We start from the raw sequence: 24,109 nt of genomic DNA, 5'->3' as shown, positions 1-24,109 counted from the left end.
GATTGATGGCAAGGCGACAGGCTTGCTTGAGCAGTTGCGTGACGGTGTGATAACCCTAGATAAAATGATTCTCCATGCAGGCTTGCTCGATTTTCTCTACATCCTCGTCTCTTTTTTCAAGTTTATCGTCTCCCGCTTCCCAACGGTAGAAAGTGGAGCGTTTGACACTGAAACAGTCCAATAGGATGGATAGGTTCCCCGATACTCTACACAAGCTCGACAAGGCAGCCCTTGTCGAGCTTGTTGCCAAACTACGATACTTTTTAAGAGATTAACCTGCAGTTTCAATTGTTCAATTCTGAGAGATAATCTTAGTGGACTTGCCCGTCTCCTTCATCTTGATGCAGACTAGCTTAGCTTCTAACATATACGCTTTTTACTGTGTCTCATTTTTGGGGCTAGTGCCATTCCCGTATGTATCTCTCTTTTGAGCAATTAGTTGAAAAAGCAGACTTTATTCAAGAACTTCATCACATGATTACCAACTCTCGTAGAAGTAGTCAAAACTAAAAAATGGTGTTTCAGCACTACTTCTCAGTCTAATGTTCGATTAACTTTAACAGCTAGTCTAGAAGACTGTTAAAATTGGAGAAACAAATCTCAGCAAGCCTTGGTTTATAGTCTCAATCTGACCTATATAACTAATGCAAATGAGTTTTCTTTACTACTGAACTTACATATTTGGAAGTAAGGGGAACGTTTTTTCTGTCTGCTGAGTTCTTTCTAGCTCTTTTTCATTCATTTAATATCCTCTGAAAATTATCATATTTATAAAAATTTGACATCTATTTTAAAAAGAATGTAATTAGAATTATTATAAATACTTTTTATAATAATTCTAATTTAGAGGTGGAATTTATGACAACTAAAGACTATGGAAAAGCGCCATTTGTAACCAATATTGAGACAGCAACGCTTGAAAATACTAACTACCGCACAGCTCTTTGGACAGGAGAACTCTTACAGCTCACTCTTATGTCTATTCCAGTTGGTAGTGATATCGGTGCGGAAGTGCATAATGAAAATGACCAGTTCCTGCGCATTGAGCAAGGACACGGCCGTGTCATCATGGGCGAATCAGCTGACAAGATCACGCTAGATACTGAGGTTGGACCAGAAGATGCTATTTTCATTCCAAACGGTACTTACCATTAATGTTATCAATATTGGTCAAGAAGACCTTAAAATTTACTCTATCTATGGACCGACCCACCACGCTCATGGAACTGTTCACGAAACCCAAGCCATTGCTATCGCTGCCGAAGATGCAGAGGAGCACGGTCATCATTAAGATGAACATTTTTCGGCTAAGACTGTCGATCTGGTCAGCCTACCTGGCATGGACAGGACTCATCTTTGCAGGAGTCGATCCTGTCCATGCCATTCGTTACCAGATTATGGTTATGTTCATGTTGCTATCCGCTACTAGCTTGACTTCTGTTATTGCTTCCTATGCAGCCTATCAAACCTATTTTACAGATAGAGCTCAGTTGGAATTTGACTAATATTTAAGTATTTTAAAGAATTATAGTCTGTATTTTTAGTTATTACCAGTTTTTACCAAAACTAATTTTTGATGACCTTATCTGCTTTCTTCTTTATAGAGAATAAACGTCACAACAAAGGAAACAATGACTGAAATAATCAACCCAGCAATAGCTGTATAAAAATACTTGAGCGTATCCTCTCCGATGTAGGCTGCGATGGTTAGAAGCCCTGGCGAGCCACCTGAGAAGTTTCTAGCCCCTAAAATTCCTAAGAAAAAGCCTCCTACGCCACCAGCTACCATGGAGCCGATTAAGGCCGCCTTATTTTGCAAAGTCACACCATATAAAGCAGGCTCTGTAATCCCAAAGATAGCAGTGAGACCTGCCGAAGAAGCCAACGCTCTTTTATTGGTGTCTTTTGTCTTAACAGCAATAGCTAGAGCAGCTCCCCCTTGTGCCACGTTAGAAGCTAACATCCCAGGCTGTGCAATGGTGTCATAGCCAATGGTCATTCGGTTATTGATACCAATGGATACCAGACCATAGTGTGTCCCAGTCATAACAAGAAAAGGAGAGAAGGTACCGACAATAGTTGGAACCACCCAAGGACCAAAGTTTTCTAGCCATTTAAAGAAATCACCTAGCCAGTTTCCAACAATTGCCCCAATCGGACCAAGAATCAAAAGTGTAACAAGTGCAGTGATTAAGGTCGTTACCATCGGTACCAAGAAGAACTTGACCGCTTTAGGCGATATCTTATCCACAAAACGCTCCACATGGCTCATAAGCCAGACTGCTAAAATCACCGGAATAACCGTAGAAGAGTAAGAAGCAAGTGTCAAAGGTAGGGAGAAGAAACTCAAACTCTTTCCAGCTTCCTTGGCCGTAGTCACCATCGAGATAAAGGTCGGATGGAGTAAGATGGACCCCATCAACATCCCTAACTGAGGGTTAGTTTTAAATTGCCGCGCAGCTGAAGCCCCAAGAAATATAGGCAAAAAGTAAAAACCAGCGTCTCCGATAAAATTTAATATCTTATAGTTGACATCATTTGTAATCACCAAACCAAAGACCGTTAAAAGCGATAAGGCCGCCTTGATCATCCCTGCTGCCGTAATAACAGGCAAGATGGGTGTGAAGATCCCTGAAATCACAGCGATAAGCGTTTGTAGAGGTCCCTGTTTTTTTACCTCTGGTGAACACACCGACTGATCAGAAAGCATTTCAACTAAAGCTGCATAAACATGGGAAACATCATTACCAATCACTACCTGATACTGCCCACCGCTTTTCGTTAAACCAAGCACACCTTCTAGAGCTTCTATTGCACTGTCATTTGCTTTTTTGTCATCAGCCAAATGAAAACGTAACCGTGTCGCACAGTGGGTGACATCAGAAATATTTTCCTCTCCCCCAACCTGCTTTAAAATTTCTTGTGCTAATCCTTTATAATCCATATCCTACTTTTTCCTTACTAGTAAAGAAGCAGAGCAGATTCGACCTTAACAAGCCGATTCTGTTCTGTCCTCTTCTTATGATGTCCAGACCTTATCTGTGATGGTCTTGATTAAACGCAATTTCTTCCACTCATCTTCTTCTGTTAAGATATTGCCCTCTTCAGTTGACGCAAAACCACACTGAGTCGAAATACCGAGATTTTTTAGGGGAACAAGCTGTGCGGCCTCTTGAATACGTGCCACAATCGCATCAACATCCTCTAGCTGAGAATCTTTTGATGTGATGACACCAAGAACTAACTCAACCTGCTCACGACCATTCCAAATCTCTGCTAACGGCGCAAAGTCTCCTGAACGTTCATCGTCATACTCAAGGAAGAAAATGTCATAGTTGAGCTGACCAAGATATTTTGAAATCGTATGATAACCACCTTCAAAAAGATAAGTTGACTTAAAGTTTCCGCGACAAACATGTGTTGCTACAGTTAGATCTTCTGGCAGACCATCTAACACCTTGTTGATGACATAAACGTCATCTTCTGCGATTTTTTCAAACACACGACGTTCGTCTGGCTGATCTTTGTGGTCTTCTAGTTGTTGAATCAAATAAGCCCAAGTCGTATCATCAAGCTGCACATAACGCGCTCCCAAGTCATAAAAACGCTTGATAGTATCTTGATAAGCCTGTACGAGACCATCAAGAAAATCTGTCCAGCTATCATAGTAATCAGCATATAAATCACTACGATGATCACGGTTAATAACCAAAGATGGACTTGGAATGGTCACTTTTGGTGTCACTCCTGCTGGTGTGATGGATAGAAGATACTCAAAGTCACGGTAGAAAGGATGGTTGGGGTTTTCAGCTACCTGTCCATTGAGCCGAACATTGGTAGTCCTGGTCTTAGCGCCGTGAAACTTATAGGAAGTCTCCTGCTGGTAGGCTTCAAAGCCTGTCAATTCCCAGAGGAAGTCCAAGTGCCACCAGGAACGGCCAAATTCACCGTCTGAGATCACTTTCAGACCATTTTCGACCTGATGATGAACCAGCTCCTTGACCAGGCGGTCTTGAATGTCCAAGAGTTCTTCCTTGCTAATCTTCCCTTGGGCAAAGGCCTCACGCGCCTCTTTCAAGGCTTGGGGGCGAAGATAAGAACCGACATGATCGAAGTGAGAATGAATTTTTGCCATAAGAAAACTCCTTAAAAATTGATATATCCATTTTAAGGGAAAAGGCTATAAATGTACAATATATATTTTTTATGGTTTCCGATAGCTTTTGCCTATATCAACAAGTCTGCTCTGCTTTTTCCAAAAAATCTGTCAAGTAACTTTACTTTACAAAAATCTTTTGATATACTGTTAAAGTTGACGCAAGTCATATTAACCCAAAAATAAATAGGGGCTTATAGCCCATCATATCTTACGGAGGAAAGAAAAAATGGCAGTACCTGCACGTCGCACATCCAAAGCGAAGAAAAACAAACGTCGTACACACTACAATTTGACAGCTCCAGCTGTGAAATTTGACGAAACAACTGGAGATTACTCACGTTCTCACCGTGTATCTTTGAAAGGATACTACAAAGGACGTAAGATTGCTAAAGCTGCAGAAGCAAAATAATAGAAGGGAGATACCATGCGCGTAAACATTACACTTGAACATAAAGAATCTGGTGAACGCTTGTACCTTACTTCAAAAAACAAACGTAACACTCCAGACCGTCTTCAATTGAAAAAATACTCACCAAAATTGCGCAAACACGTTGTGTTTACTGAAGTTAAATAAGGGGTTCACTACACGTCATTAGACGGTAGAAATCTTGATTTTATGCGATTTTTGAAATATTGAATTTCATTACATTGCAGTATAAATCAATCGAATCACTACCTTTTTCTCTACACTTTTTAGATAATAAAATTTAAGTAGAACATGCAGATAATGAAAGGAACACTTCGTATGAGGTGTTCCTTTTATATAACAAAAACTCTACAATTTGGAATAGTTCATTTATTATAATTATGTCAAACCTTATGTTTTTTTTATTTTTGTATAGATAAAATCTTTGGGATTATCAGGCGCCCTCAATATCTGATGATTCCAATTTTTCAATTGATATTGAATCTAGTCAGAAACTTTCCAAATTATAGCTTGACAAATATTTCAACTGTCATTAGTAACTCTCTTAAACCAATAACTCTAATTCTTCTATATCTTCTTCTCTATCATTTTTGATTGCAGAAAATGCAGATAAAGTAGCTTCAAATGCATCAGCTCTAAAAGTTCTATTCCCTTCTCGAATACCATTTTCAAAAAGAGTTTTTAGATTTTTTTCTTTTTCCAAAAACATACTTTCAACAAAGCTAAATTTTTTTGTACTAGAAGAAATATCATTACAGTTCAAGTACATACTATAAAGATAATTCTTAAAATTCATACTCTCATTCCATAAATATGAAGTTATAGGATTTGCTCCTAGATATTCAGCAGTATAATCATTTGAAGGTTGGAATAGATGTAACTTATCTCTATTCTGTGCTAGTGCTAGCTGCTCGGGTTTAAACTCACTGAACGTATTATTATCATAATACCAAGTACTTCTCCGCTTTATAGACTCTTCTTCATCCATAAAAAACATATCTGGGTTAAAATTTCTAACATTTTGATAGTTCCCGGTTGCAATCCCATCAAGTCCAACAGATGCAAACATCAAATCTTGCGGATTAGCATAACCTATAATAATCTTTTTCCCAGATAACTTTAGACTAAGTACTGCATCCAAAAGATTGTATAAATAAGGTCTTCTTGTTGTTGTATCCAATCTTCACTAAAACTGTTAGAAAATGTTCCTGGAATAATATACTCATCTACACCCAATGTATTTTTTTGAAAATTGATGACATTTTTTGAAAATTGCTTTGCTTCTTCACCAGTAAATGAAGTTGTTTTATAATCTAATTGTTCAAAGTAGGGAAAATTCAAAATTTTATCTAAGTTTGTCCTTGGTTGGTAAAATTGGGGGTCAAATAAAATCTTCCCGCCGTTCTTCTTTATTTCATTAGCGTGCTCTTTCAATCTTTGAGGCCGTTGTCCTGATTGCAGAGCTCGCGGAGACAATATAACCTCAATATTGTTGTATTTGCCGGAAAATTCTTTATTCAGAGCCATCATGCCGTAGCCCTGCTGTAAAATCATTCTCATCTAGTAACCTTTCCTTTTTAAAAAATCTAATATTTCAAGTGCCGAACCAGAACGTTTATGTACTACTGGAGATAAATTCTTTCTTATAACATATTTTAAATCTTCTGGAATATTATTAAAGTCAATCGAATCCGGAGAAAATTTTAATGTTTTTTGTAAAATTCTCTCCTTTGAGATTTCTCCTTGCACTATAGGATTTGCTCCTGTTAATAGTTCATATAATACAACAGCCCATGAAAACAAATCTGTTCTCTCCGAAATCAACTTTTTTTTATTTGCAACTTGCTCTGAGGCTGCATAACCAATTGTCATCGGCCCAAAAATGGCTAAGTCAGAAGTTATTGAATCATCTGTTAAATCTCTTGCGATTCCAAAGTCCAACAACACTAACTCTCCATTTTCTGTAATCATTATATTTTCGGGCTTCACATCTCTATGAACTAATTTTTTTTGGTGAACTAAAGCCAATGCTTCTAGTAATTCCTTCCCAATTATAACAGCTTCTTCAAATGCTAGACCGCTTTTATTAAACTCTCTCAATGTTTTTCCAGTGACAAAACTTTCAAGAATTATAAAGATTTCTTGCTGTCCAATCTTTACTATCTGAGTATCCAAAATTACTGGAAAATATCTTGATGATAATAATTTTAAAATATCAATCTCTCTTTTAGTTCTCTTCTCACCATCATCGCTCGTAAACTTAATTATTTTAATAACTAAATTTTTCTTTAAATTCTTATCGAAAGCTTGATAAACCGTTTTCATACCACCGTGACCAATAGGGTTAGGATTTATCTCTAATTCTGGATATATACGAAATAATTTCTCTAATACAAGTCTAAAAAAATCATCGTTATTCAATCTTAAATTTTCCATCTATTATCTCTTCATTTATTTCCCAAAGAAGTGGTGTGTTTATTAGTTTATTTTTCCTATTTTTTGTTTTAAAAATAATTTTATGATTATTCATAACAGCTACTCCCACCCCTCTTCTATGTGCTAACTCCTTAGCTTTCTGCTGTATATCTTCTGATAATTCCGGCAACAAAATAAAAGACTGATTTGAAAACCAAAGATGACGCTCAGCTTGCTCAATAACATATTTCCAATTTGTCAATTTAGCTTCATAAACTGATAAAGAAGAAATAAAGAGAAGGTCGTTAATGCTCTTCAATCTTATGAGATTTCCATCGATATCTATCATATCTCTGTTCAGTAGCCGACTTAAAGAAGAGTTTAAAATGGGTAAATCTAGATTTAAGTTTCGTAAAACTGTTTCCTTTTTCACATAAGACTTTCCTTTTAAATAAGAAAGTATATATGTATCTACCCTCTGTATATAAGGGACATTAGAATTAAGAAGCCTTTTTTCTAATAACGACGTGTTTATTGATAGCTCAATAATATCTGGTCTTCCAAAATTTGTTGGCAATTCTCTAATATAGAATTTTTTGTTTTTCTTTGAAAATTTTATAAACGAATCCACTAACTCAAATTCAGTTAAAAACATTTATTCTCAACTCCTAACTTATATATTATAACATCTTTTCAGTGTTTCATTGAACCTTTTCATTGCCAATCAAGTAAAATTTTATAAAAATGTTATTTTTGTTGTTCTTAACCAAAACTCTCATCTTTATTCTTGCTTTAATAAGGACTAAATATTGATATGTAGCAGTCCGGTTTTACCTACTGCACGCTTTAAAATGACTAGACTTCATCCCAACTCTTTCATCTCCCTCAACCATTCCTGTCCCACCTTCATCATCTCCTCCTCGACTTTACTCCATTTTCCAAAGAGGCATTCTTGTAACACTTCTGCTGCCGTACCATCATCAGTTTCAGAATCGTAGATACAAGTCCCGTCTCTTTGGTAAATCTGGATACGGTCAAAGAGTTTGTCGCTTTCTAGCTCCTTTAGGTTATCAACCAAGTTCTCTACAATCCCATCATGATGTTCTTTTGGTGTTGCTCTGGCCTGATTGGGATCAATGGCATAAAGTTCTTTGTAACGAATCAAGGTGCTGAGATAAGAAAGCTCTGGTTTGGTGCCAATCACTGCTAAGGAAACTTGGTATCCTTTTGATTTTAATAATTGAGCTGTTTTTCTTGGGACTTCCGTCGTTCTCAAAGTTCCTTCAATTAACAAATGATAACCTTGTGTGCTAAGTTCATCAACCAGATGTTCTACCATTTTTCCTGCAAATCCCTTGGTATAGTCCACGCTGTCCTTGCCATACTTTTCTTGTAGGGCTAGGTAATTGGGATGTTGAAATCGGTAGCTGTCCCCATCGATGATAATGATATTTCCCTGAAATTCCTTTTGCTTCATTCGATGAATTGTTGTCTTACCCGCTCCGCTTTGTCCACCAAGTAAGATAGCTTTCGGTTGGTCTGGAATCGTCTTTCCTCGGGTTAAAGCCCGAATGGTTCGCTGTAAGGCCTTCTGAAACTCAGCCTCACTAAATTCTTCCAATCTCATTAAGCCACCACCCGATGTTGCACCATGTCTAATATCCGCTCAATACCGTCTAAATAGCCATTGTAACGCTCTATTTCATCGAAAGTATCGACAAGGTAAATTTTCGTATGGATCAATTCAGCCAAATCATCACTCATCAAAATCCAAGGATTGGCTTCATCATCAAAAGCAATATCCTGACTATCCTGGTACCTATAAAGCTGTGATAATATGGCTGCTCCACGTTCTTTAATGACTTCGATTTTTAAGGCCAATTGGTAATCTTCAACGGGTGTTAACATCTTGTCCTCCCCGACAATATCAACATAAGAAACATTAAATTTCTGGCAAATACGATTGATGAGTTCTGTTGATACGGTGCTGGTCCCATTTTCATAGCGACTCAGGCTATTGCGTGAAATTCCAACCATTTCCGCAAATTCGGGCTGCGTTAAATGATGTTTGTGTCGTAAAGATTTTATATTGTTTCCAATCATAAAATGCCCTCCTCATATTTACTACCATTATAACATAAAAAAGAGCAAACGCACCAAAATTGGTGCGTTGCCCGTTTTTGTTTATGTGACTTTTAGTCCATAATGCTCCGCAAGGTGCATGGCAAGCCCCCTAACTCATAAATGTCAGATAGTTTCTTTGTAACTAAAGCGACCTCGGAATAATAGAAAGATTTCCAAGGTCTAACAGTTTGAGGGAGATGTCCAAGACCATAATGCGATTATGGCCAATAGCTAGGGTTCTTGCGAAGGAATCTTCCGCTACTGCGGCCAGTTCTTGGTACATCCACACGTTTGTCAGGGAGACCAAGAGCACCACGATGCCGTAGAGGGCTTGTGCGACTGAGTTGTTAAACGATATTAGTGGTATAGGGGAAGAAAGAGGAGAAAAAGAGCAGGAGCAGGGAAATCCACACCAGCTTATTATTGATTCTTGTAATATTGTCCCAGGTATTGACCCACATGGTTCCAATCCAGAAAAAGGAGATGGTGTAGGCAAAGAGATTCATCCGCAAATCCCAGACGGCTGCCCAGGTCAAACTGGTTGGTTTTTCAAATTCCAAGATTAAAATCGTCACGATAATGGCAATCACGGCATCCGTAAAAGCTACCAAGCGTTCTTTTGACATTGATTTCCTCCATTTCTTTTTCCATTATAGCATAGAAAAGGCTGCTATCTGGAATCTCGCAACTACTTGGGAGGTTTAGAAGCAGATAACTGGTGGCTTTCGCTTACTGATGAAATCAAATACTGAAACACTTTCAAATCTGCTTTAGACTGCTGTTTTTCAGCCATTATCAACACAAAATGATATGGAAACTGTCTCAACTAATAAAGGCTGCTAAGCCATTTGCGGATTTCGTCGGGATAAATTCTATGATGTCATAGCTTGCCACCTCATGGATAAAAAACGGATCTTCTGCAATGATTTTTTTGATTTTTTCCTGTGACTCAGCTTTTGCCAAAATAACCCCACCCACTCTGGGAACTTTGCGTCCCGAACAAATAAAATGGCCGCTTTGGTAAAATGTTTCTAAATAGCGATTGTGTTCAGCTAGGTATTTTTCAACATATTCTAGCGGTTTGACATATGTTAAGCTTAAAATGTACATATTTTCCTCCTTTGTGACCTCGGTCAGTGACCGTGGTCATTTTTATTTTAGTGTGCTATAATGATTTTGTCAAGGAGAATATGATGAATCGCAAAGAAAAAGCCAATCAAACAAAAAAACTTATTTTTGAAGTTGCTGTGACCTTATTCAATCGTTTCGGGTATGACAATGTCACCATTAGCAACATCTGCGAGGAAGCCGGTGTTGCTAAAGGGACATTTTACCTCTACTATGATTCCAAAGAAACCATTATCAAGGAAAGTTATTATCAGGATTTAGACAGCTATCTGAATGCGGTTTTTCAAGAGACGATTGAGAACAGCAAGGCAGACTATGCCTCAAAAATCACTACTTTTCTGGTGGCTGAACTGCATTTTGCAACTGACATGGGCATTGAGATAACCACATTAGCCTATTCATTCAACTTACGAGAGGCCTTATCTAAAAAAAACAGCCACTTTCAAAAGCGCACATTCTCCGCTTTATTATCAAAACTAATTGAAGATGCGAAAACGGGAGATGTTGACAAGCCATTCATCTTCACTGCCTTAGAAAGTCTGGTGCGGGGCTTAATGGCAACCTGGTGTTTCTCAGAAGGTAACTTTGATCTGATAACGGGTGGCCGCAGTGCTATTCAAGATTTGGTTCAGCTTTATATCAGGAATTAATCATAACCGCCTACGCATTTTACTGGTTGGATGGAAAACTTCTGCGCTTGACAACCTTAAAATTGGGGCTGTAGGGACTTTAGGTGGTGAATTTTCGGGATAGAGCATCTATGTTTTAGGTTATATTGATGACTTTTTAGATGCTATCAACCGTCGGAACGTCTCTAAAAGGACGTTCCAAAAAGAATACCGTTTGCTTGGATCCTAAACTGGTATTCAGGCAGCTGTTCATGGATTGGAAGAGTTGGGATAAAACCATATCAGAAAGGGTTCAACAGCTTTCTTGGCAGAAGATTGATGGTGAACTTTGGCTATTTGTCAGAAACAACGGGGAACCTTAAGAAAACGAATCCTAGGCCAATTTCAAACGATTTTCTGCTATAATAAGCTTGGAAGGATCAATGAGAAAGGTAGGTAGATGATGAAATCAGACAAGGAACTCCGGCTGAAATCGCTGGCGCTGTTGGAAGAGCGCGGAGTGGCTATTGCGGATATTGCGGACTTGGTCCTCTGCCTCCAGAATCAGTACATTGAAGATTTAACCTTAGAAGAGCGTATTGACAGTGTCAATGCGGTGCTGAGTAAGCGTGAGGTGCAAAATGCCATTATCACTGGCATCGAGTTGGATATGCTGGCAGAACAGAAAGAACTGTCCCAGCCACTCAATGATATTCTGATGGAGGATGAGGGGCTCTACGGGATTGATGAAATTTTAGCCCTGTCGATTGTCAATGTGTTTGGCTCGATTGGCTTTACCAATTACGGCTATATTGACAAGATAAAACCGGGCATTATTAAACAGCTTAACAGCAAGGACGGACAGCACTGCCATACTTTTTTGGACGATATTGTCGGTGCGATTGCCGCTTCAGCAGCCAGCCGAATTGCCCACAGCAGCCCTGATAAAAGCGCCATTACCAATCAAAACTAATGACTGAAGCTGTCCATTCGTTTGTTCTTTTTGCTGTAAATGTCCGCAGTTGCTTACAAAACGTGAAAGGAAGGTAGAACCATGTATATTGTTAATCAAATGATCAGCTCTTTGCTGCAATTAGCCATTGTCTTGCTCTTGGCTTTCGTTTTAAAAGCAATCTTTCAAAAAAACAAGCAGCCTTATTTAGAATGGATTGGTCTTAAAAAAACAGCTATTGATTATAAAGCTATTTTACTCATTTCTGCTAGTTATTTAGTGATTGCTCTGCTGCCGGCTGGCTGGCTTTATCAGGGTGGTCAAATGAATAATGCCGATGCTCTGACCGTCAAGGCCTATCTCGCAAACGGACTGGATGTTCAGACTCTTCTCGTTATCTTGCTTTGGGCGGTGATCCAAACCTCCCTTACCGAGGAAATACTCTTTAGAGGCTGTCTTCTAAATACCTTCAGACAGTTCACCAGTCCTCAAAAAGCCAATGTAATACAGGCGTTTTTGTTCTCCCTCATGCACCTCCCAGCGCTAACAAACTATGGTCTCCTGCCAATGGCAATCATGGGTCTGATGACCTTTCCAATTGCCTATGCGTTAGGCTGGCTGGTTATCAACAGATCTCACTTCAGTATTATGAACACTTGGATCATCCACGCCAGCGTTAACGTGATTTCTCAAATAGGCATCTTACTCTTTTACATTAAATGATTATGCTTTAAACCAAAGGGAGTGGGACTTTCGTAGACATCGATTTTGTAGTCCCACCCCCGCACAGTTGATTAGGGAGACCGCTATCCCTTGCAAAGCAAGGGATAAGGACTTCCAATCAACCACTGCGTCAAACTGTTGCAGCTATTTATATGACAAGCCTAGGGATTTTTGTCCCAGGCTCTTTTTCTATGTTATAATAACTCAGATAACGATTTAGGAGGAAAACATGCCTAAGATTTTATCCAAGCGTGTGTCGAATTACGAACTCTTTTTTGACCTGGCTGTTGTCTTGGCCATCGGTCAGCTGACGTCAGCCATGCATATCAGCCACATTGGCGGTATGGAGATTTTTGCCTTTATCATGGCCAATATTATTCTCTTTAATATCTGGATTGACACTGCCCCCAAGCAGTTTTTTCTATATCTCGAGCGGTTCAAGAGGCAGATTCATTCCTTTCCAACCTTCCAAGGCTCCTGACAGTTCATAAGCTTCAAATCCGGATGACAGCAAGAGCAAAAGTGCTTGCTTACCTAAAATGGTACCGCTGCTCCAATCATAAACAACATAGATTTTATCTTTATCTAAATAATCAAGCTGTTGGGCTAAATCCTTAGCTGGCATAGCAAGCGCTCCCTTAATCTGATCCTTCTTAATATGTGCTGGCGCATTGCGAACATCAAGAAGAACATAAGGTGTGTTTGGTGTCTTCATTGCTTCCAGAACTGTAAAATGGTTGATATAGAGACTGAGATAAGTCTCAAGTAGTTCAATTTTTGTCATTTATTTCTCCTTTGATAAATTCTGCTATAGTTAAAATATTCTCTCTCTGCAGATCTGATAGGTTAGAAATTACACTTCTTTCTGTTTCCTGCATTTCCTTCCACATGTTCTTGACCAAATTGCTTCCTTTTGCTGTTAAAGATAGAACATTTTGCCGTCGGTCTTTAGGGTTGCGTTTTCTCTTTAAAAAAGCACTTGCTTTCAAATGATCGATAAGCTGGCCGACAGTTGTCCTGTCAATACCTAAGCGCTCTCCAATATTAATCTGTGTTAAATTATCATAGTTGTAAAGAGTCAGCAAAATCCCATAGTGCCTAGATTCCAAACCTTCTTTTTCTAAATGGCTACCAAATTGCACAGCCATTTCCTGAGCAATTTTACTAATATGGAATCCCCAAGAATCTTCAATTTTTATAATAATCACCTCCTCTGATAATCAGTTTAACTGATTATATAATTCCTAATAAAATTTGTCAAGATAAAAACCCAAGTTCAAAAGAACTTGAGTTTTTTTATATTAACAAAGGCTATTTAACTTTAATAAAGTAGTTGAAAAATTACAGATTATCACCAACTCTTGCCAATAATTCCGCAATCTTGCTGGCATCGGAGCCGCCGGCCATCGCCATATCTGGTTTACCGCCACCGCGACCAGAAATGATTGGCGCCAAGGCCTTAATCAGGTTACCTGCATGCACTTCCTTGCTCTTGCTAGCGACGAGAATATTGACCTTCTCACCGATACTAGCCGCTAAAACAAGAACATCTGAATAGTCCTGTTGTTTCCAGTTATCCGCAAATGTACGTAGTGCACCTGCATCAGCTACATCAACCTGACTAGCGATATAACGTAGTCCCTTTACTTTCTTAACATCCTTAAAAATATCACCAGCTACCGCTGCTGCCGCTTTTTCTTTGAGCCCTGCCATTTCTTTTTGCAGATTGCGCAGACTGTCATTAAGATTAATAACCTTAGCTGGAACCTGTTCCAATTGTGAAACTTTAAGAGCAGCCGCAACTTCTTTTAGTTTATCTTCCTGCTCTCGATAGGCTTCAAAAGCTTGACGTCCAGTTACCGCAACGATACGACGGGTCCCTGAACCGATTCCTTCTTCCTTGATGATTTTGAAGAGACCAATTTCAGAAGTATTAGCCAGGTGAGTCCCACCGCAAAGTTCGATCGAGTAATCACCGATGACTACAACACGAACTTGCTGGCCATATTTCTCTCCAAAGAGAGCCATAGCACCCATCTCTTTAGCTGTAGCAAGATCTGTCTCAATCGTCTTGATGGGTAGAGCATTCCAAATTTGTTGATTGACTTCTTCTTCAATACGGCGGAGTTCCTCAGCTGTCACAGTTTCAAAATGCGTAAAGTCAAAGCGCAGAAACTCCTCCTCATTGAGAGAACCAGCTTGAGTAGCATGTTGACCGATAACATTGTGAAGAGCCGCATGAAGCAAGTGGGTCGCTGTATGATTCTTTTCAACAGCATATCGACGCTTGCGGTCAATTTCCAACTGGTAGCGACTACCAAGAGAAATTTCCCCTAAAACTTCCACCATATGCAGTGGTTGCCCGTTGGGGGCTTTTTGCACATCGGTCACGCGCGCAACAAGCTCACCTTCGCTATTCTTGATAGCCCCATGATCAGCTACTTGTCCTCCCATTTCAGCATAAAACGGTGTTTCAGCAAAAACCAGCAGGGCCTGCCCTTTAGAGATGGCTTCTGTGCGTTTATTATCAGAAATAATAACGGAGAGAGTGCTGTCTAAGGCTTCTTTGTCATAGTTAAATACCGATTTTTCAGTAATCCTTGAGAGGGTCTCATTTTGCATTCCCATTGAGCCACCCTTAATAACCGCAGCACGTGCACGTTTCTGCTGCTCTTTCATAGCAGCTTCAAAACCAGCGATATCTAGGGTCATATTTCTATGTTCAGCTAATTCAGCAGTCAACTCAACTTGGAAACCATAAGTGTCATAAAGTTTAAAGATATCTTTTCCACTAATTTCTGTTTGGTTTTTGGCCGCCAATTTATTCATCAATTGCTCTGCAAATTGCGAACCCGTGTGGATCGTACGTGCAAACGACTCTTCTTCACTCCTAATGATTTTTTCAATAAAGTTCTGTTTTTCAAGCACTTCTGGATAGTAAGATTCCATGATTTGACCAACCGTTGGCACTAATTTATACAAGAAAGGCTCTGTAATTCCTAATTTTTGACCATGCATAGAGGCGCGACGCAAGAGACGACGCAGGACATAACCACGTCCTTCGTTACCCGGGAGAGCACCATCACCAATAGCAAAGGATAAAGCCCGAATGTGGTCGGCAATAACTTTAAAGCTCATATTGTCACCATCGGGATCGTAGGTCTTGCCAGAGAGTTTTTCAACCTCACGAATAATTGGAAGGAAGAGGTCCGTCTCGAAATTGGTCTTAGCTCCCTGCATAACAGCGGCCAGACGCTCCAACCCTGCACCGGTATCAATGTTTTTACTTGGTAGTTCCTTATATTCCTTACGAGAAATCTTAGGATCGGCATTGAACTGCGACAGGACGATATTCCAAATTTCGATATAGCGGTCATTTTCAATATCTTCAGCCAAGAGACGCAGTCCAATATTATCTGGATCAAAGTCCTCACCACGATCAAAGAAGATTTCTGTATCCGGACCAGAAGGACCAGCACCAATTTCCCAGAAATTATCTTCAATAGGGACCAGATGGTCTGGTTCTACTCCGCAGGCAATCCATCGATTATAAGTATCCTTATCGTCCGGATAGTAGGTAATATAGAGTTTATCCTTAGGAAAATCAAACCACTCTGGACTGGTCAAGAGTTCATAACCCCACTCGATAGCCTGATCACGGAAATAATCACCGATGGAAAAATTCCCCAACATTTCAAACATCGTATGGTGACGAGCTGTTTTACCAACATTTTCGATATCATTGGTTCGGATAGACTTTTGGGCATTGGTAATGCGGGGATTCTCAGGAATAACCGAGCCATCAAAATATTTTTTAAGTGTGGCAACGCCTGAATTAATCCAGAGTAGGGTTGGATCATTAACTGGAACCAAGTTGGCAGATGGTTCAACCGCATGGCCTTTTGATTTCCAAAAATCTAGCCACATTTGACGAATTTGTGCAGATGTTAATTGTTTCATGGTAAGTTTTCCAAAGCTAGTTCTGCGCTTTACACAGCCTTTGGCCTCAGTTATATTCCTTTCTTTAAATGAATGATTATTAATTAGTAGCGAGTACTAAATCCTTAACTGCCTCTGGCACCAGCATTAGATGAGCTGCTTTCCATAGCCTTGACATAGTCAATAGCAATAACCAAAGAGATGATTAAATCAGAGTAAACATCATCATAGACTTCAATATTATAGGTTGAAGTCATACGAAACCATTCCTGAGAAATTCTGGCGATAAGTTGTCCCCCTCGCAGTAGTTCAAAGTTCATTCCCCAAAAATTCCCTTTAATTTCAAGGCCTAAATCTTCAATGCTATAATGAGGCTTGAAAAAGGATAAATCCTTTTTTAACCAGAAAGAGGAGCCATCCTGCAATATGACATGAAAACGCGGTAACCAAGACCAGACTTTTTTCTCAATCTGACTGACTACTTGCCCCTGCATGTCATAAATAGTGAATGTCTTAGGAATTTTAAAGAAACTCCCTTCGACTTGATAGGTCGGTAGTCCAAGCTCATCACTGATGGTGAATCGTCCACCCAACGACCACATCTTTTGTTTAATCTGAAAATTTTTCATGGAATCCTCCTCGCGAGATTCAAAATTTACCTTTTCAAAAAGACAAGTTCATTGAAAACAGAGGGCGATGTCAACCGCGGTACCACCTCAATTTAATGAACCTGTCATTCTCATTAGTTTCTTAAATTCTAGAATTGAGTAGCATGTTGGCCTCACTCGTCTGGCTCGCAGCAACCGCCAGATTTCTGAACTTGTGATGACAAACAATTCTCAACCTTTTTATTATACTGTCTTGGCAAATACTGAGTCAAGTTTATTTTTTAGAAGATGAAGCACTCGATGCTGATGAATCTAAACCATAGTTTGAAAGCAAGGTGCTATAAGTTTGATCCTCAATCGTTACATTATACTCTTTCAGCAAGTTGGCAATAACCTTGTTAGTAAAGTTACTGTCACTTGTTTTTTGATTAACATAGATATCTGTCAAACGATTCTTATAAGTTTTCCAATCCGGATTTTTATCAGTCTTGTTAGTGACCTTGATGATGTAATATTTTTCTGAGCCATCATTTGCTTTTGAAGTAATGACATCTGAGACACTATCTTTATCTTGTGAAAAAGCTACTTTTTGAACATCTTTAGGCGGAAGACTTTGCGCCTTGCTTGAATCTGAAGAATCACCTGAATCAAAGGTATAATCTTTACCATTGTTATCAGTAGCTAATTGATCAAAGTCAGCTCCATCTTCAGTCGCTTGACTGTGAAGAGAATCAGCCTTATCTTTGTCATCCGTTTCAATAACTTTAACCGTAACATCTGGTGTGTAATCCTTGTAGAGAGACTGCAATTTCTTATCAGTCAACTCTTTTTTAGCAGCAGCCTTATAAGCATACTCTTGTAAAAGCTGTACGCGAAGGCTCTTCTTGAAAGATTCAGTTGTCATACCATTTTGTGACAATAAGGTCGTCAAGCTAGAACCATATTGCTTACTATATTGTTCATATCTTTGGTTGACAGTTTTTTCTGAAACCTTGCTACCATACTTATCCTCAAGCATAGTTGAGAAGATCTCTTGTAAAAGGGCACTTTTCGTTTCATCAGTTTCTTTTGAACTTTCATAAAGATCAGCAACTGTAATCGTCTTGCCTTTCATACGAACCAACACGGTCTCTTGAGATGGTCTGCTATTCATCCAGAGATAGGTACCAGCACCACCGATAAGGGCTGCGATAACAATAGTAAGGAAGCTTCTAAAAACCTTACTGCTGACAATGGTAGCAATAGAGTGGAAGAAGCCACCTTCAGTTTTCTTCTTTTTCTTTCGTTGGTCTTTTCTAGCACGTCGGTTTTTATTTTTTACTTCATCCTGAAATGCTTTTTTATTAGCCATGTTTTACTCCTTGATAGAACTGAAAGACATCGTCTAAGTCCCATATTTTTTTCTGATGTTTGGTCCAGCGATTAGCCAACCTTATTAACGACCTTACCTCATTCCAATTCCTAAACATATCGAAACTTCTGCCTCTAATATAGCAGAAAAATTAAGCAAGACACTAGGACAAGTGAAAGTTCAAATAAGATTTTGAGCTTCGACTTCACCTTTTCATTAACTTATCTATTGTATCATATTTTTAGAAATATTGCCTAGTCCAAAAGAGTAATCTCTGAGCTATTTTTTCTAACCATGAGTAAGCCATCGCTCAAAGGAAGAAGGCTAGTTGTCAATCCTGGGTTATTAAGAGTAGCCTTCATCAACCGCTGCAGTCCACGATAAATAGTTCGTTGACCACGACGGACTTCCTGAATAGGCTTGGTCAAATCTCCACCCTGAAAAACATCATCAATAACAATAATTCCCCCTACTTGTAGGCGCTGGAGCACCTCCGGTAAAAAGACAATATACTTGGATTTGGCTGAATCCATAAAGACAAAATCATAACCATCCTCTAGGGTTGGAAGAATATTTATTGCATCCCCTTCTATCAGCTCAATCTGTTGCCTGATATCATAACGGGCAAAATTGTCCTTGGCCAGAGCAATCATTTCCTCATTGCGATCAATCGTTGTGATAGAAGCCTGAGGAGCACAATCAGCCATCAAGAGAGTTGAAAAGCCAATAGCTGTTCCTATCTCCAAAATAGACTGAGGATTGAGAACCTCCAGTAAGAAGCGAAAATAAGCAACAACCTCCGGCTGAATGATAGGAATATTTTCTTGGTGGGCAAAGTCTTCCAAAGACTTAAGCGGATCATCCAGCTGTTTTTGTCTAGTACGCATATAATGTAACACTTCTTCCTTGACGACGGGGCGGCGCATGTTGTGATTGGCCTTTTGACTATATGTTTGAACCATACCTTAATCATATCAAAGGAGCCCTCTTTTTGTAAAGTCTGCAACTTGTTTTCTAATAACTTACATTTTTATGAAAACGTTTCAGTTAATTCATGCTATAATAAAATATATGATATTTTTGAAATGAGGTTAAGATATGAACAAGGGATTTGAAGCTTTCAAAGATACACTGTCAAAGGAAAGTCTGAAAGCTATCTATGACGAAACTAGAATTGAAGTGGCTGATGAAGAGACCGAAGGAACAGAAGCTTTTTCCATAGCTCTAGCTAGTCAGATGGCCGTCAATTTGGTGGAAAAATATCAGAATTGGTTAAAAGAAGTTGGGTCAAAAAAGCAGTAATTTTTTTCTTAGAGCACATGAGGGCTGATGCTTTCATGGCTCTTTTTATAATCATTATCATATAGCACTTTTTACCAAAAAAACTTACCCAATCTCTTTCTTTTTGCTAAAATGAAGGTCTACTAAACTTTATTTTTTCTCTGAAAGGATTAATGATAGATGACTAAAAAAGAAGTCGGCCACAATTTCCTAGCTAGATTGGGGAAAAAACGCCTGCGTCCTGGTGGTATTATCGCTACCAACTGGTTGATTTCCCAAGGGCATTTTAGCAAGGAGAAAACTGTCCTTGAGGTTGCCTGCAATATGTGCACAACCTCTATTGAATTGGCTCAAACCTATAGATGCCATATCACAGGCCTTGATACGGATCCTAAGGCGCTGGAGAGAGCTAGAGATAACATTGCTCGGGCCAAACTAGAAGATCTGATTTCCGTGCAGGAGGGAAATGCTATGAGGCTCCCCTTTGAAGATAACAGTTTCGATATTGTCATTAACGAAGCCATGCTGACCATGCTTCAAGATAAAGCCAAGGAAAAAGCTCTTGCAGAATATTTGCGGGTTCTCAAACCAGGCGGTGTCTTACTAACCCACGATGTCGCCTACGAGGATCCTGACTTGGAACAAACCATCAATCAGCTAAGGACCACCATTAATGCCAATGTCCAACCGCTGCAAGTTGATGATTGGAAAAGACTATCACAAAAAATTGGTTTTCACACCGTCACAATTAAATATGGTCCAATGACGCTCATGTCACCAGTGGGAATGATTAAAGATGAAGGATTCGTCAGCGCTTGCAAAATTCTATATCGCGGGATGAAAAAAGAAAATCGGCAACAATTTTTAACTATGTTTCGATTTTTCAATAAAAACCGGAAAAAACTACGCTATATTGCCATGGCTAGTCAAAAATAAGGAGGCGCAAATGACTTATATCGATAAATTAGAACAGGGACAAGTTTTAGATCTTAAAAGAGAAGTTCCCATCGCAGAAGAACAGATGCTCAGTAAAACTTTGGTCCAACGCCAAGATTTGGGAATGACCATTTTTTCCTTGGACAAAGGGCAAGAAATTGGCCGCCATTCCTCATCGGGCGATGCCATGGTCAATATCTTATCCGGCCTGGCTGAGATCAGCATTGCAGATAAAACATTTGAAGTTGCCGCAGGTCAAACCATTATTCTGCCTGCCAACATCCCTCATGCCCTTTTAGCTAAGGAGGCTTTTCAAATGCTCCTAATCGTTGTAAAACCCGAGGTCCAAAATGATTGAAAATTTTCCTAATCTGGTTAACTATTATGACCAACAGATTGCCAGTCGCTCCCTCAGTCAAAAATTAAGTCTTGATGAAAATATCACCTTATATGCTTTTGATCAAGGCGAAAGTATCAGTCGGGAAACTAGCACTAATAATAAGTTACTGCAAATTGTAGAGGGCAGAATTTTACTGAACTGCAATCAAGAAAAAGTAGAGCTAAAAAAAGAAACCTTGATTGCTATTCATCAGGGACAAGTCTTTGGTTTAGAGGCCATCGAACCTAGTAAATTGCTACTTATTGATCTGCCATCACCTCAGGATATTTACAGATAAAGTTTGACTGGACTGCTCTAGATGAGAACTTTTAATGGAATAATAAAAAGAAGATAGCACCCCAAATTTTAAATGATAGGAAGTGCTGTCTTCTTTTTTATTGATCGGTCATCAAAACCTTACGAGGTTTGGTCCCTTCTGCTGGTCCAATGACACCTGCTTCTTCTAATTCTTCCATGAGGCGAGTCGCTCGGTTAAAGCCGACAGAGAGACGACGTTGCAACATCGAAGCGCTAGCCTTCTGCGTTTCCAAAACCAGTGCCTTGGCTTCCTCAAAGAGAGGATCCCCTTCAGGATCGCTATTACTACCTGAAAATTCACTTTCGGTCTCTGAAACTTCACCCGGATCGAAGCTTTCATCGTAATCTGCTTCTGCCTGCTCCTTGATATAGTTGACAATTCGTTCCACGTCATCATCGGAGATAAAGGAACCTTGCAAACGGGCAGGATGGTTTTCATCAATCGGTTTAAAAAGCATATCTCCACGTCCCAAGAGCTTTTCAGCTCCATTTTCATCCAGAATTGTTCGACTATCGGTTCCCGATGAAACCGCAAAGGCGATACGTGATGGGACATTGGCTTTAATTAAACCACTGATCACATCAACAGATGGACGTTGAGTGGCTAAAATCATGTGGATCCCAGCTGCACGCGCCTTTTGTCCCAGCCGAATAATGGCATCTTCGACTTCCTTGCTGGCCACCATCATCAAGTCGGCCAACTCATCGACAATAACCACAATCAAAGGCAAAGGAATCCGTTTCTCCTCCGATTTAGCATTGAATTCTTCAACCTTGGCATTATAACCGGCGATATTACGGACACCGACATGGCTGAAAAGCTCATAGCGGTTTTCCATTTCGTCAACCACTTTTTGCAGAGCCTTGGCAGCCTTGCGTGGATTTGTAACAACAGGGATCAAAAGATGAGGAATATCATTATAGACAGATAACTCAACCATCTTAGGATCGATCATCATAAATTTAACCTGATTAGGCCGAGCCTTCATCAAGATGCTGGCAATAATACCATTGACCGCAACAGACTTCCCTGACCCAGTAGACCCGGCTACTAAAAGGTGGGGCATGCGTGCCAAATCAAAGCTTCGGGCTGTCCCATTAACAGCTTTGCCCAGAGGGACTTCCAGAAGTTTTTTCGGATCGGCCTTAGCCTGCTCCCACAACTCACGGAAACTCACTGTTGCAATCTCTGCATTAGGCACTTCAATACCTACCAGAGATTTACCAGGAATAGGTGCCTCGATCCGGACATCCTTGGCTGCCAGAGCCAAGGCTAGGTCATCAGCCAAATTGGAAATACGATTGACACGCACACCAACGGCTGGTTTGATCTCATACTTGGTGACCGATGGACCAATTTCAGCCCGCTCAACAGCTGCCTTAATTCCAAAACTAGCAAAGGTCTCTTCCAAAATCTTGATATTTTCACGAACCAGTTTCTTTTCCTTGGACTGGTTTTTAGGCTTATCTGCCGCAAACAAGTCAATCCCCGGCAGTTTATACATCAGGGGCTGCTTAGGGGTAAAGTCCACTTCAACTGGTTCATCTGCCTCCACTTGGTCTTCCGTTGATATTTGGGCCTGAGAGTTTTCGTGATCAGCTGCTTCATCAGGATAATGAAAATGATAGTTGGCAAAATCCTGTTGACTATAAGGAGTCTTGTCTTCCAGATAGCCCCCGACAATTTCAGGTTCATTAGCTGCAGTTGGCTGAGCAGTTAGGGGTTCTGATAAGATTTCACCCGTTTCAGGATCCACATACTGATTAACCTCTTGATCCTCAGTGTCTGGAACGTCCTGTTCAGCGTCTTCTTTTTTCTTGGATTTAGCTTCTTTTTTAGCACGGCGTTTATCTTCCCGACGTTCTTCTCTTTGCATGCTGGTTTGATCAATCTTATCACTCAGACTTCTGCTGGTGTTCTTAAAGAAATTCATCACATCATAAACATCCCAAGAACTCATCAAGTAAAGCCCTAACACAATGAGAAGGACACCGATGAGATAGGCACCAAAATTTGAAAAGAGGAAGGCAACCGGCTTATAAATTAAAGCCCCAATCATCCCACCTCCCAGAAAATGAGTAACCGCAAGATTTTTGAGATCCGCCATTACTAAACGGAAGGTCCCCGCAAAAACTTCGCGTTTTTCCATGGTAGCTGAGGAAAAGAGATAGGCATGCCAAGCCAATAACAAACCAGCCATTACTGATATATAACCAGCCATAAAACCTGTGCGCTTCTGCAACCATTTACCAGCAAAAAGGTAAAAGAGCAGACCAAAAATAGCTGGGTAGGCTAAGCTCCCCACTAAGATTCGAATCAGATTATAAGCTGTAATACCAAATACACCCAAACGGATGATCGCAAAAAAGAGAATAAAAGCAGTCAAAAATGCAACAATCATTCGTCTGATTGCCCTTTTACGTTCACGGTCAGCTTTAGTCGGGCGTTTCGTCTTTCTATTTGTCTTTTTGCCCTTATTTTTCGTTGTTTTAGCCATAGCATTATTATAGCATTTTTTGGAGAATTTGAAGAGGACTAAAATTACAAAAGAATCAGCTGGTTTCAGGCAACTGATTCTTGTTTTAAGAGCGCTTGCAGATTCACCAGCAGTTTCTATACGGTATTACAGGAAAAATATTGATTAATTCTAACACAACAAGAAACAGCCGGTCCTAATCGGACCGGCTGTCAGACTGAAGACAAAGCTCTTGGAATTGCATTTCTAAGAGCTTTTTGCTCTGTTTAGGAGTATACTAAAAG

The 24,109-nt window shown here is 39.7% G+C and carries 26 protein-coding genes and 5 pseudogenes; 13 read left to right on the top strand and 18 right to left on the bottom strand.

The features are described 5' to 3' along the window. The first annotated feature begins 858 nt into the window (after nt 1-858). The 3 genes and pseudogenes from ACFOSE_RS04130 to ACFOSE_RS04120 all read left to right on the top strand — a co-directional run. Nucleotides 859-1,155 carry a cupin domain-containing protein gene (locus ACFOSE_RS04130; RefSeq protein WP_380430877.1) on the top strand — a complete coding sequence of 99 codons (297 nt, stop codon included), beginning with the start codon at nt 859-861 and terminating at the stop codon, nt 1,153-1,155. Continuing rightward, nucleotides 1,121-1,291, top strand: a complete 171-nt coding sequence (locus ACFOSE_RS04125) for a hypothetical protein (RefSeq protein WP_380430874.1) — start codon at nt 1,121-1,123, stop codon at nt 1,289-1,291. Before ACFOSE_RS04130 ends, ACFOSE_RS04125 begins: the two co-directional genes overlap by 35 nt. A gap of 12 nt (nt 1,292-1,303) precedes the next feature. Then, nucleotides 1,304-1,505, top strand: a pseudogene (locus ACFOSE_RS04120) (ABC transporter permease); the annotation flags it as partial. A 77-nt stretch (nt 1,506-1,582) separates the two neighbouring features. On the opposite strand, the gene ACFOSE_RS04115 reads toward ACFOSE_RS04120, so the two are convergent. Next, nucleotides 1,583-2,944, bottom strand: a complete 1,362-nt coding sequence (locus tag ACFOSE_RS04115; protein WP_380430871.1) for a PTS transporter subunit EIIC — start codon at nt 2,942-2,944, stop codon at nt 1,583-1,585. A gap of 75 nt (nt 2,945-3,019) precedes the next feature. Next, the gene (locus ACFOSE_RS04110) at nt 3,020-4,135 is read right to left on the bottom strand and encodes a vitamin B12 independent methionine synthase (protein ID WP_380430869.1); all 1,116 of its coding nucleotides are present in this window, start codon (nt 4,133-4,135) and stop codon (nt 3,020-3,022) included. Between the two features lie 250 nt (nt 4,136-4,385). Between ACFOSE_RS04110 and rpmF the strand changes: the two genes are divergently transcribed. Together rpmF and rpmG are read left to right on the top strand one after the other, a co-directional pair. After that, complete coding sequence (rpmF, locus tag ACFOSE_RS04105; protein WP_380430866.1) at nt 4,386-4,568, top strand: 50S ribosomal protein L32; 183 nt, start codon at nt 4,386-4,388, stop codon at nt 4,566-4,568. A 15-nt stretch (nt 4,569-4,583) separates the two neighbouring features. Further along, the gene (gene rpmG / locus ACFOSE_RS04100) at nt 4,584-4,733 is read left to right on the top strand and encodes a 50S ribosomal protein L33 (RefSeq protein WP_001265622.1); all 150 of its coding nucleotides are present in this window, start codon (nt 4,584-4,586) and stop codon (nt 4,731-4,733) included. 397 nt (nt 4,734-5,130) lie between these two features. On the opposite strand, the gene ACFOSE_RS04095 is transcribed toward rpmG, so the two are convergent. From ACFOSE_RS04095 to ACFOSE_RS04060, 8 genes and pseudogenes are all read right to left on the bottom strand, one after another. Continuing rightward, complete coding sequence (locus tag ACFOSE_RS04095; protein ID WP_380430863.1) at nt 5,131-5,766, bottom strand: hypothetical protein; 636 nt, start codon at nt 5,764-5,766, stop codon at nt 5,131-5,133. Then, nucleotides 5,706-6,146 carry a hypothetical protein gene (locus ACFOSE_RS04090; RefSeq protein ID WP_380430860.1) on the bottom strand — a complete coding sequence of 147 codons (441 nt, stop codon included), beginning with the start codon at nt 6,144-6,146 and terminating at the stop codon, nt 5,706-5,708. Before ACFOSE_RS04090 ends, ACFOSE_RS04095 begins: the two co-directional genes overlap by 61 nt. Beyond that, nucleotides 6,147-7,022 carry a serine/threonine-protein kinase gene (locus ACFOSE_RS04085; protein ID WP_380430858.1) on the bottom strand — a complete coding sequence of 292 codons (876 nt, stop codon included), beginning with the start codon at nt 7,020-7,022 and terminating at the stop codon, nt 6,147-6,149. It lies immediately after the preceding gene. Beyond that, complete coding sequence (locus tag ACFOSE_RS04080) at nt 7,000-7,656, bottom strand: hypothetical protein (RefSeq protein WP_380430855.1); 657 nt, start codon at nt 7,654-7,656, stop codon at nt 7,000-7,002. The genes ACFOSE_RS04085 and ACFOSE_RS04080 overlap by 23 nt, the downstream gene beginning before the upstream one ends. A 207-nt stretch (nt 7,657-7,863) precedes the next feature. After that, nucleotides 7,864-8,628, bottom strand: coding sequence for a type II toxin-antitoxin system toxin PezT (gene pezT / locus ACFOSE_RS04075; protein WP_380430853.1), 765 nt, complete (start codon nt 8,626-8,628; stop codon nt 7,864-7,866). After that, nucleotides 8,628-9,104: a type II toxin-antitoxin system antitoxin PezA gene (gene pezA / locus ACFOSE_RS04070; RefSeq protein ID WP_380430850.1), complete on the bottom strand. Its 477-nt coding sequence runs from the start codon at nt 9,102-9,104 to the stop codon at nt 8,628-8,630. The genes pezT and pezA overlap by 1 nt, the downstream gene beginning before the upstream one ends. Nucleotides 9,105-9,267: 163 nt before the next feature. Continuing rightward, nucleotides 9,268-9,751, bottom strand: a pseudogene (locus tag ACFOSE_RS04065) (TMEM175 family protein). A 196-nt stretch (nt 9,752-9,947) separates the two neighbouring features. Next, nucleotides 9,948-10,235 carry a YciI family protein gene (locus ACFOSE_RS04060; RefSeq protein WP_193522980.1) on the bottom strand — a complete coding sequence of 96 codons (288 nt, stop codon included), beginning with the start codon at nt 10,233-10,235 and terminating at the stop codon, nt 9,948-9,950. Between the two features lie 83 nt (nt 10,236-10,318). On the opposite strand from ACFOSE_RS04060, the gene ACFOSE_RS04055 reads away from it, so the two are divergent. From ACFOSE_RS04055 to ACFOSE_RS04040, 4 genes and pseudogenes are all read left to right on the top strand, one after another. Beyond that, nucleotides 10,319-10,903, top strand: a complete 585-nt coding sequence (locus tag ACFOSE_RS04055; RefSeq protein WP_193522979.1) for a TetR/AcrR family transcriptional regulator — start codon at nt 10,319-10,321, stop codon at nt 10,901-10,903. 421 nt (nt 10,904-11,324) lie between these two features. Beyond that, nucleotides 11,325-11,834 (top strand): phosphatidylglycerophosphatase A family protein, encoded by a 510-nt coding sequence (locus ACFOSE_RS04050; protein WP_380430936.1) that lies wholly within the window; start codon nt 11,325-11,327, stop codon nt 11,832-11,834. 81 nt (nt 11,835-11,915) lie between these two features. Beyond that, nucleotides 11,916-12,536, top strand: coding sequence for a CPBP family intramembrane glutamic endopeptidase (locus ACFOSE_RS04045; RefSeq protein WP_380430846.1), 621 nt, complete (start codon nt 11,916-11,918; stop codon nt 12,534-12,536). 229 nt (nt 12,537-12,765) lie between these two features. Continuing rightward, nucleotides 12,766-12,930 (top strand): annotated as a pseudogene (locus ACFOSE_RS04040) (low temperature requirement protein A); the annotation flags it as partial. Nucleotides 12,931-12,957: 27 nt separating this feature from the next. Here ACFOSE_RS04040 and ACFOSE_RS04035 read toward each other — a convergent pair. The 6 genes from ACFOSE_RS04035 to ACFOSE_RS04010 all read right to left on the bottom strand — a co-directional run bounded on the left by ACFOSE_RS04035 (nt 12,958) and on the right by ACFOSE_RS04010 (nt 19,396). Beyond that, nucleotides 12,958-13,320 carry a rhodanese-like domain-containing protein gene (locus ACFOSE_RS04035; RefSeq protein ID WP_380430843.1) on the bottom strand — a complete coding sequence of 121 codons (363 nt, stop codon included), beginning with the start codon at nt 13,318-13,320 and terminating at the stop codon, nt 12,958-12,960. Continuing rightward, nucleotides 13,307-13,735, bottom strand: a complete 429-nt coding sequence (locus tag ACFOSE_RS04030; protein WP_380430933.1) for a MarR family winged helix-turn-helix transcriptional regulator — start codon at nt 13,733-13,735, stop codon at nt 13,307-13,309. Before ACFOSE_RS04030 ends, ACFOSE_RS04035 begins: the two co-directional genes overlap by 14 nt. 142 nt (nt 13,736-13,877) lie before the next feature. Next, nucleotides 13,878-16,496, bottom strand: coding sequence for an alanine--tRNA ligase (gene alaS / locus ACFOSE_RS04025; RefSeq protein WP_380430840.1), 2,619 nt, complete (start codon nt 16,494-16,496; stop codon nt 13,878-13,880). A 104-nt stretch (nt 16,497-16,600) separates the two neighbouring features. Then, entirely contained in the window at nt 16,601-17,104 is a 504-nt protein-coding gene (locus ACFOSE_RS04020; RefSeq protein WP_380430837.1) for an LURP-one-related/scramblase family protein, read from the bottom strand. Between the two features lie 253 nt (nt 17,105-17,357). Then, nucleotides 17,358-18,434: a peptidyl-prolyl cis-trans isomerase gene (locus tag ACFOSE_RS04015; protein WP_380430834.1), complete on the bottom strand. Its 1,077-nt coding sequence runs from the start codon at nt 18,432-18,434 to the stop codon at nt 17,358-17,360. Nucleotides 18,435-18,688: 254 nt separating this feature from the next. Continuing rightward, the gene (locus ACFOSE_RS04010; RefSeq protein ID WP_380430831.1) at nt 18,689-19,396 is read right to left on the bottom strand and encodes an O-methyltransferase; all 708 of its coding nucleotides are present in this window, start codon (nt 19,394-19,396) and stop codon (nt 18,689-18,691) included. Nucleotides 19,397-19,532: 136 nt separating this feature from the next. Here ACFOSE_RS04010 and ACFOSE_RS04005 point away from each other — a divergent pair, with 136 nt between their 5' ends. From ACFOSE_RS04005 to ACFOSE_RS03990, 4 genes are all read left to right on the top strand, one after another. Next, nucleotides 19,533-19,736, top strand: a complete 204-nt coding sequence (locus ACFOSE_RS04005) for a hypothetical protein (RefSeq protein ID WP_380430829.1) — start codon at nt 19,533-19,535, stop codon at nt 19,734-19,736. Between the two features lie 159 nt (nt 19,737-19,895). Beyond that, nucleotides 19,896-20,651, top strand: coding sequence for a class I SAM-dependent methyltransferase (locus ACFOSE_RS04000; protein ID WP_380430826.1), 756 nt, complete (start codon nt 19,896-19,898; stop codon nt 20,649-20,651). Between the two features lie 10 nt (nt 20,652-20,661). Beyond that, nucleotides 20,662-21,009: a cupin domain-containing protein gene (locus tag ACFOSE_RS03995; protein WP_380430824.1), complete on the top strand. Its 348-nt coding sequence runs from the start codon at nt 20,662-20,664 to the stop codon at nt 21,007-21,009. Further along, nucleotides 21,002-21,328: an acetate kinase gene (locus ACFOSE_RS03990; protein WP_380430821.1), complete on the top strand. Its 327-nt coding sequence runs from the start codon at nt 21,002-21,004 to the stop codon at nt 21,326-21,328. The genes ACFOSE_RS03995 and ACFOSE_RS03990 overlap by 8 nt, the downstream gene beginning before the upstream one ends. 97 nt (nt 21,329-21,425) lie before the next feature. Here ACFOSE_RS03990 and ACFOSE_RS03985 read toward each other — a convergent pair. Beyond that, nucleotides 21,426-23,105 (bottom strand): annotated as a pseudogene (locus ACFOSE_RS03985) (DNA translocase FtsK); the annotation flags it as partial. Nucleotides 23,106-23,167: 62 nt separating this feature from the next. Continuing rightward, nucleotides 23,168-23,846: pseudogene (locus ACFOSE_RS03980) on the bottom strand (cell division protein FtsK); the annotation flags it as partial. Nucleotides 23,847-24,109: the final 263 nt, after the last annotated feature.

This window comes from Streptococcus dentapri (assembly GCF_042649885.1).
Lineage (GTDB): Bacteria > Bacillota > Bacilli > Lactobacillales > Streptococcaceae > Streptococcus > Streptococcus dentapri.
This window is presented reverse-complemented; position numbering and strand designations above follow the sequence as displayed.

Bases quoted from the DNA above. Each gene is read 5' to 3' on its own strand.
- ACFOSE_RS04015 (WP_380430834.1), bottom strand. From the start codon at position 18,434: ATGGCTAATAAAAAAGCATTTCAGGATGAAGTAAAAAATAAAAACCGA.
- ACFOSE_RS04090 (WP_380430860.1), bottom strand. From the start codon at position 6,146: ATGAGAATGATTTTACAGCAGGGCTACGGCATGATGGCTCTGAATAAA.
- ACFOSE_RS04010 (WP_380430831.1), bottom strand. From the start codon at position 19,396: ATGGTTCAAACATATAGTCAAAAGGCCAATCACAACATGCGCCGCCCC.
- ACFOSE_RS04060 (WP_193522980.1), bottom strand. From the start codon at position 10,235: ATGTACATTTTAAGCTTAACATATGTCAAACCGCTAGAATATGTTGAA.
- ACFOSE_RS04110 (WP_380430869.1), bottom strand. From the start codon at position 4,135: ATGGCAAAAATTCATTCTCACTTCGATCATGTCGGTTCTTATCTTCGC.
- alaS (WP_380430840.1), bottom strand. From the start codon at position 16,496: ATGAAACAATTAACATCTGCACAAATTCGTCAAATGTGGCTAGATTTT.
- ACFOSE_RS03990 (WP_380430821.1), top strand. From the start codon at position 21,002: ATGATTGAAAATTTTCCTAATCTGGTTAACTATTATGACCAACAGATT.
- ACFOSE_RS04000 (WP_380430826.1), top strand. From the start codon at position 19,896: ATGACTAAAAAAGAAGTCGGCCACAATTTCCTAGCTAGATTGGGGAAA.
- ACFOSE_RS03995 (WP_380430824.1), top strand. From the start codon at position 20,662: ATGACTTATATCGATAAATTAGAACAGGGACAAGTTTTAGATCTTAAA.
- ACFOSE_RS04125 (WP_380430874.1), top strand. From the start codon at position 1,121: ATGCTATTTTCATTCCAAACGGTACTTACCATTAATGTTATCAATATT.
- rpmG (WP_001265622.1), top strand. From the start codon at position 4,584: ATGCGCGTAAACATTACACTTGAACATAAAGAATCTGGTGAACGCTTG.
- ACFOSE_RS04055 (WP_193522979.1), top strand. From the start codon at position 10,319: ATGAATCGCAAAGAAAAAGCCAATCAAACAAAAAAACTTATTTTTGAA.
- ACFOSE_RS04035 (WP_380430843.1), bottom strand. From the start codon at position 13,320: ATGACAAAAATTGAACTACTTGAGACTTATCTCAGTCTCTATATCAAC.
- ACFOSE_RS04080 (WP_380430855.1), bottom strand. From the start codon at position 7,656: ATGTTTTTAACTGAATTTGAGTTAGTGGATTCGTTTATAAAATTTTCA.
- ACFOSE_RS04115 (WP_380430871.1), bottom strand. From the start codon at position 2,944: ATGGATTATAAAGGATTAGCACAAGAAATTTTAAAGCAGGTTGGGGGA.
- ACFOSE_RS04005 (WP_380430829.1), top strand. From the start codon at position 19,533: ATGAACAAGGGATTTGAAGCTTTCAAAGATACACTGTCAAAGGAAAGT.
- ACFOSE_RS04050 (WP_380430936.1), top strand. From the start codon at position 11,325: ATGAAATCAGACAAGGAACTCCGGCTGAAATCGCTGGCGCTGTTGGAA.
- rpmF (WP_380430866.1), top strand. From the start codon at position 4,386: ATGGCAGTACCTGCACGTCGCACATCCAAAGCGAAGAAAAACAAACGT.
- ACFOSE_RS04020 (WP_380430837.1), bottom strand. From the start codon at position 17,104: ATGAAAAATTTTCAGATTAAACAAAAGATGTGGTCGTTGGGTGGACGA.
- ACFOSE_RS04045 (WP_380430846.1), top strand. From the start codon at position 11,916: ATGTATATTGTTAATCAAATGATCAGCTCTTTGCTGCAATTAGCCATT.
- ACFOSE_RS04130 (WP_380430877.1), top strand. From the start codon at position 859: ATGACAACTAAAGACTATGGAAAAGCGCCATTTGTAACCAATATTGAG.
- pezA (WP_380430850.1), bottom strand. From the start codon at position 9,104: ATGATTGGAAACAATATAAAATCTTTACGACACAAACATCATTTAACG.
- ACFOSE_RS04085 (WP_380430858.1), bottom strand. From the start codon at position 7,022: ATGGAAAATTTAAGATTGAATAACGATGATTTTTTTAGACTTGTATTA.
- pezT (WP_380430853.1), bottom strand. From the start codon at position 8,628: ATGAGATTGGAAGAATTTAGTGAGGCTGAGTTTCAGAAGGCCTTACAG.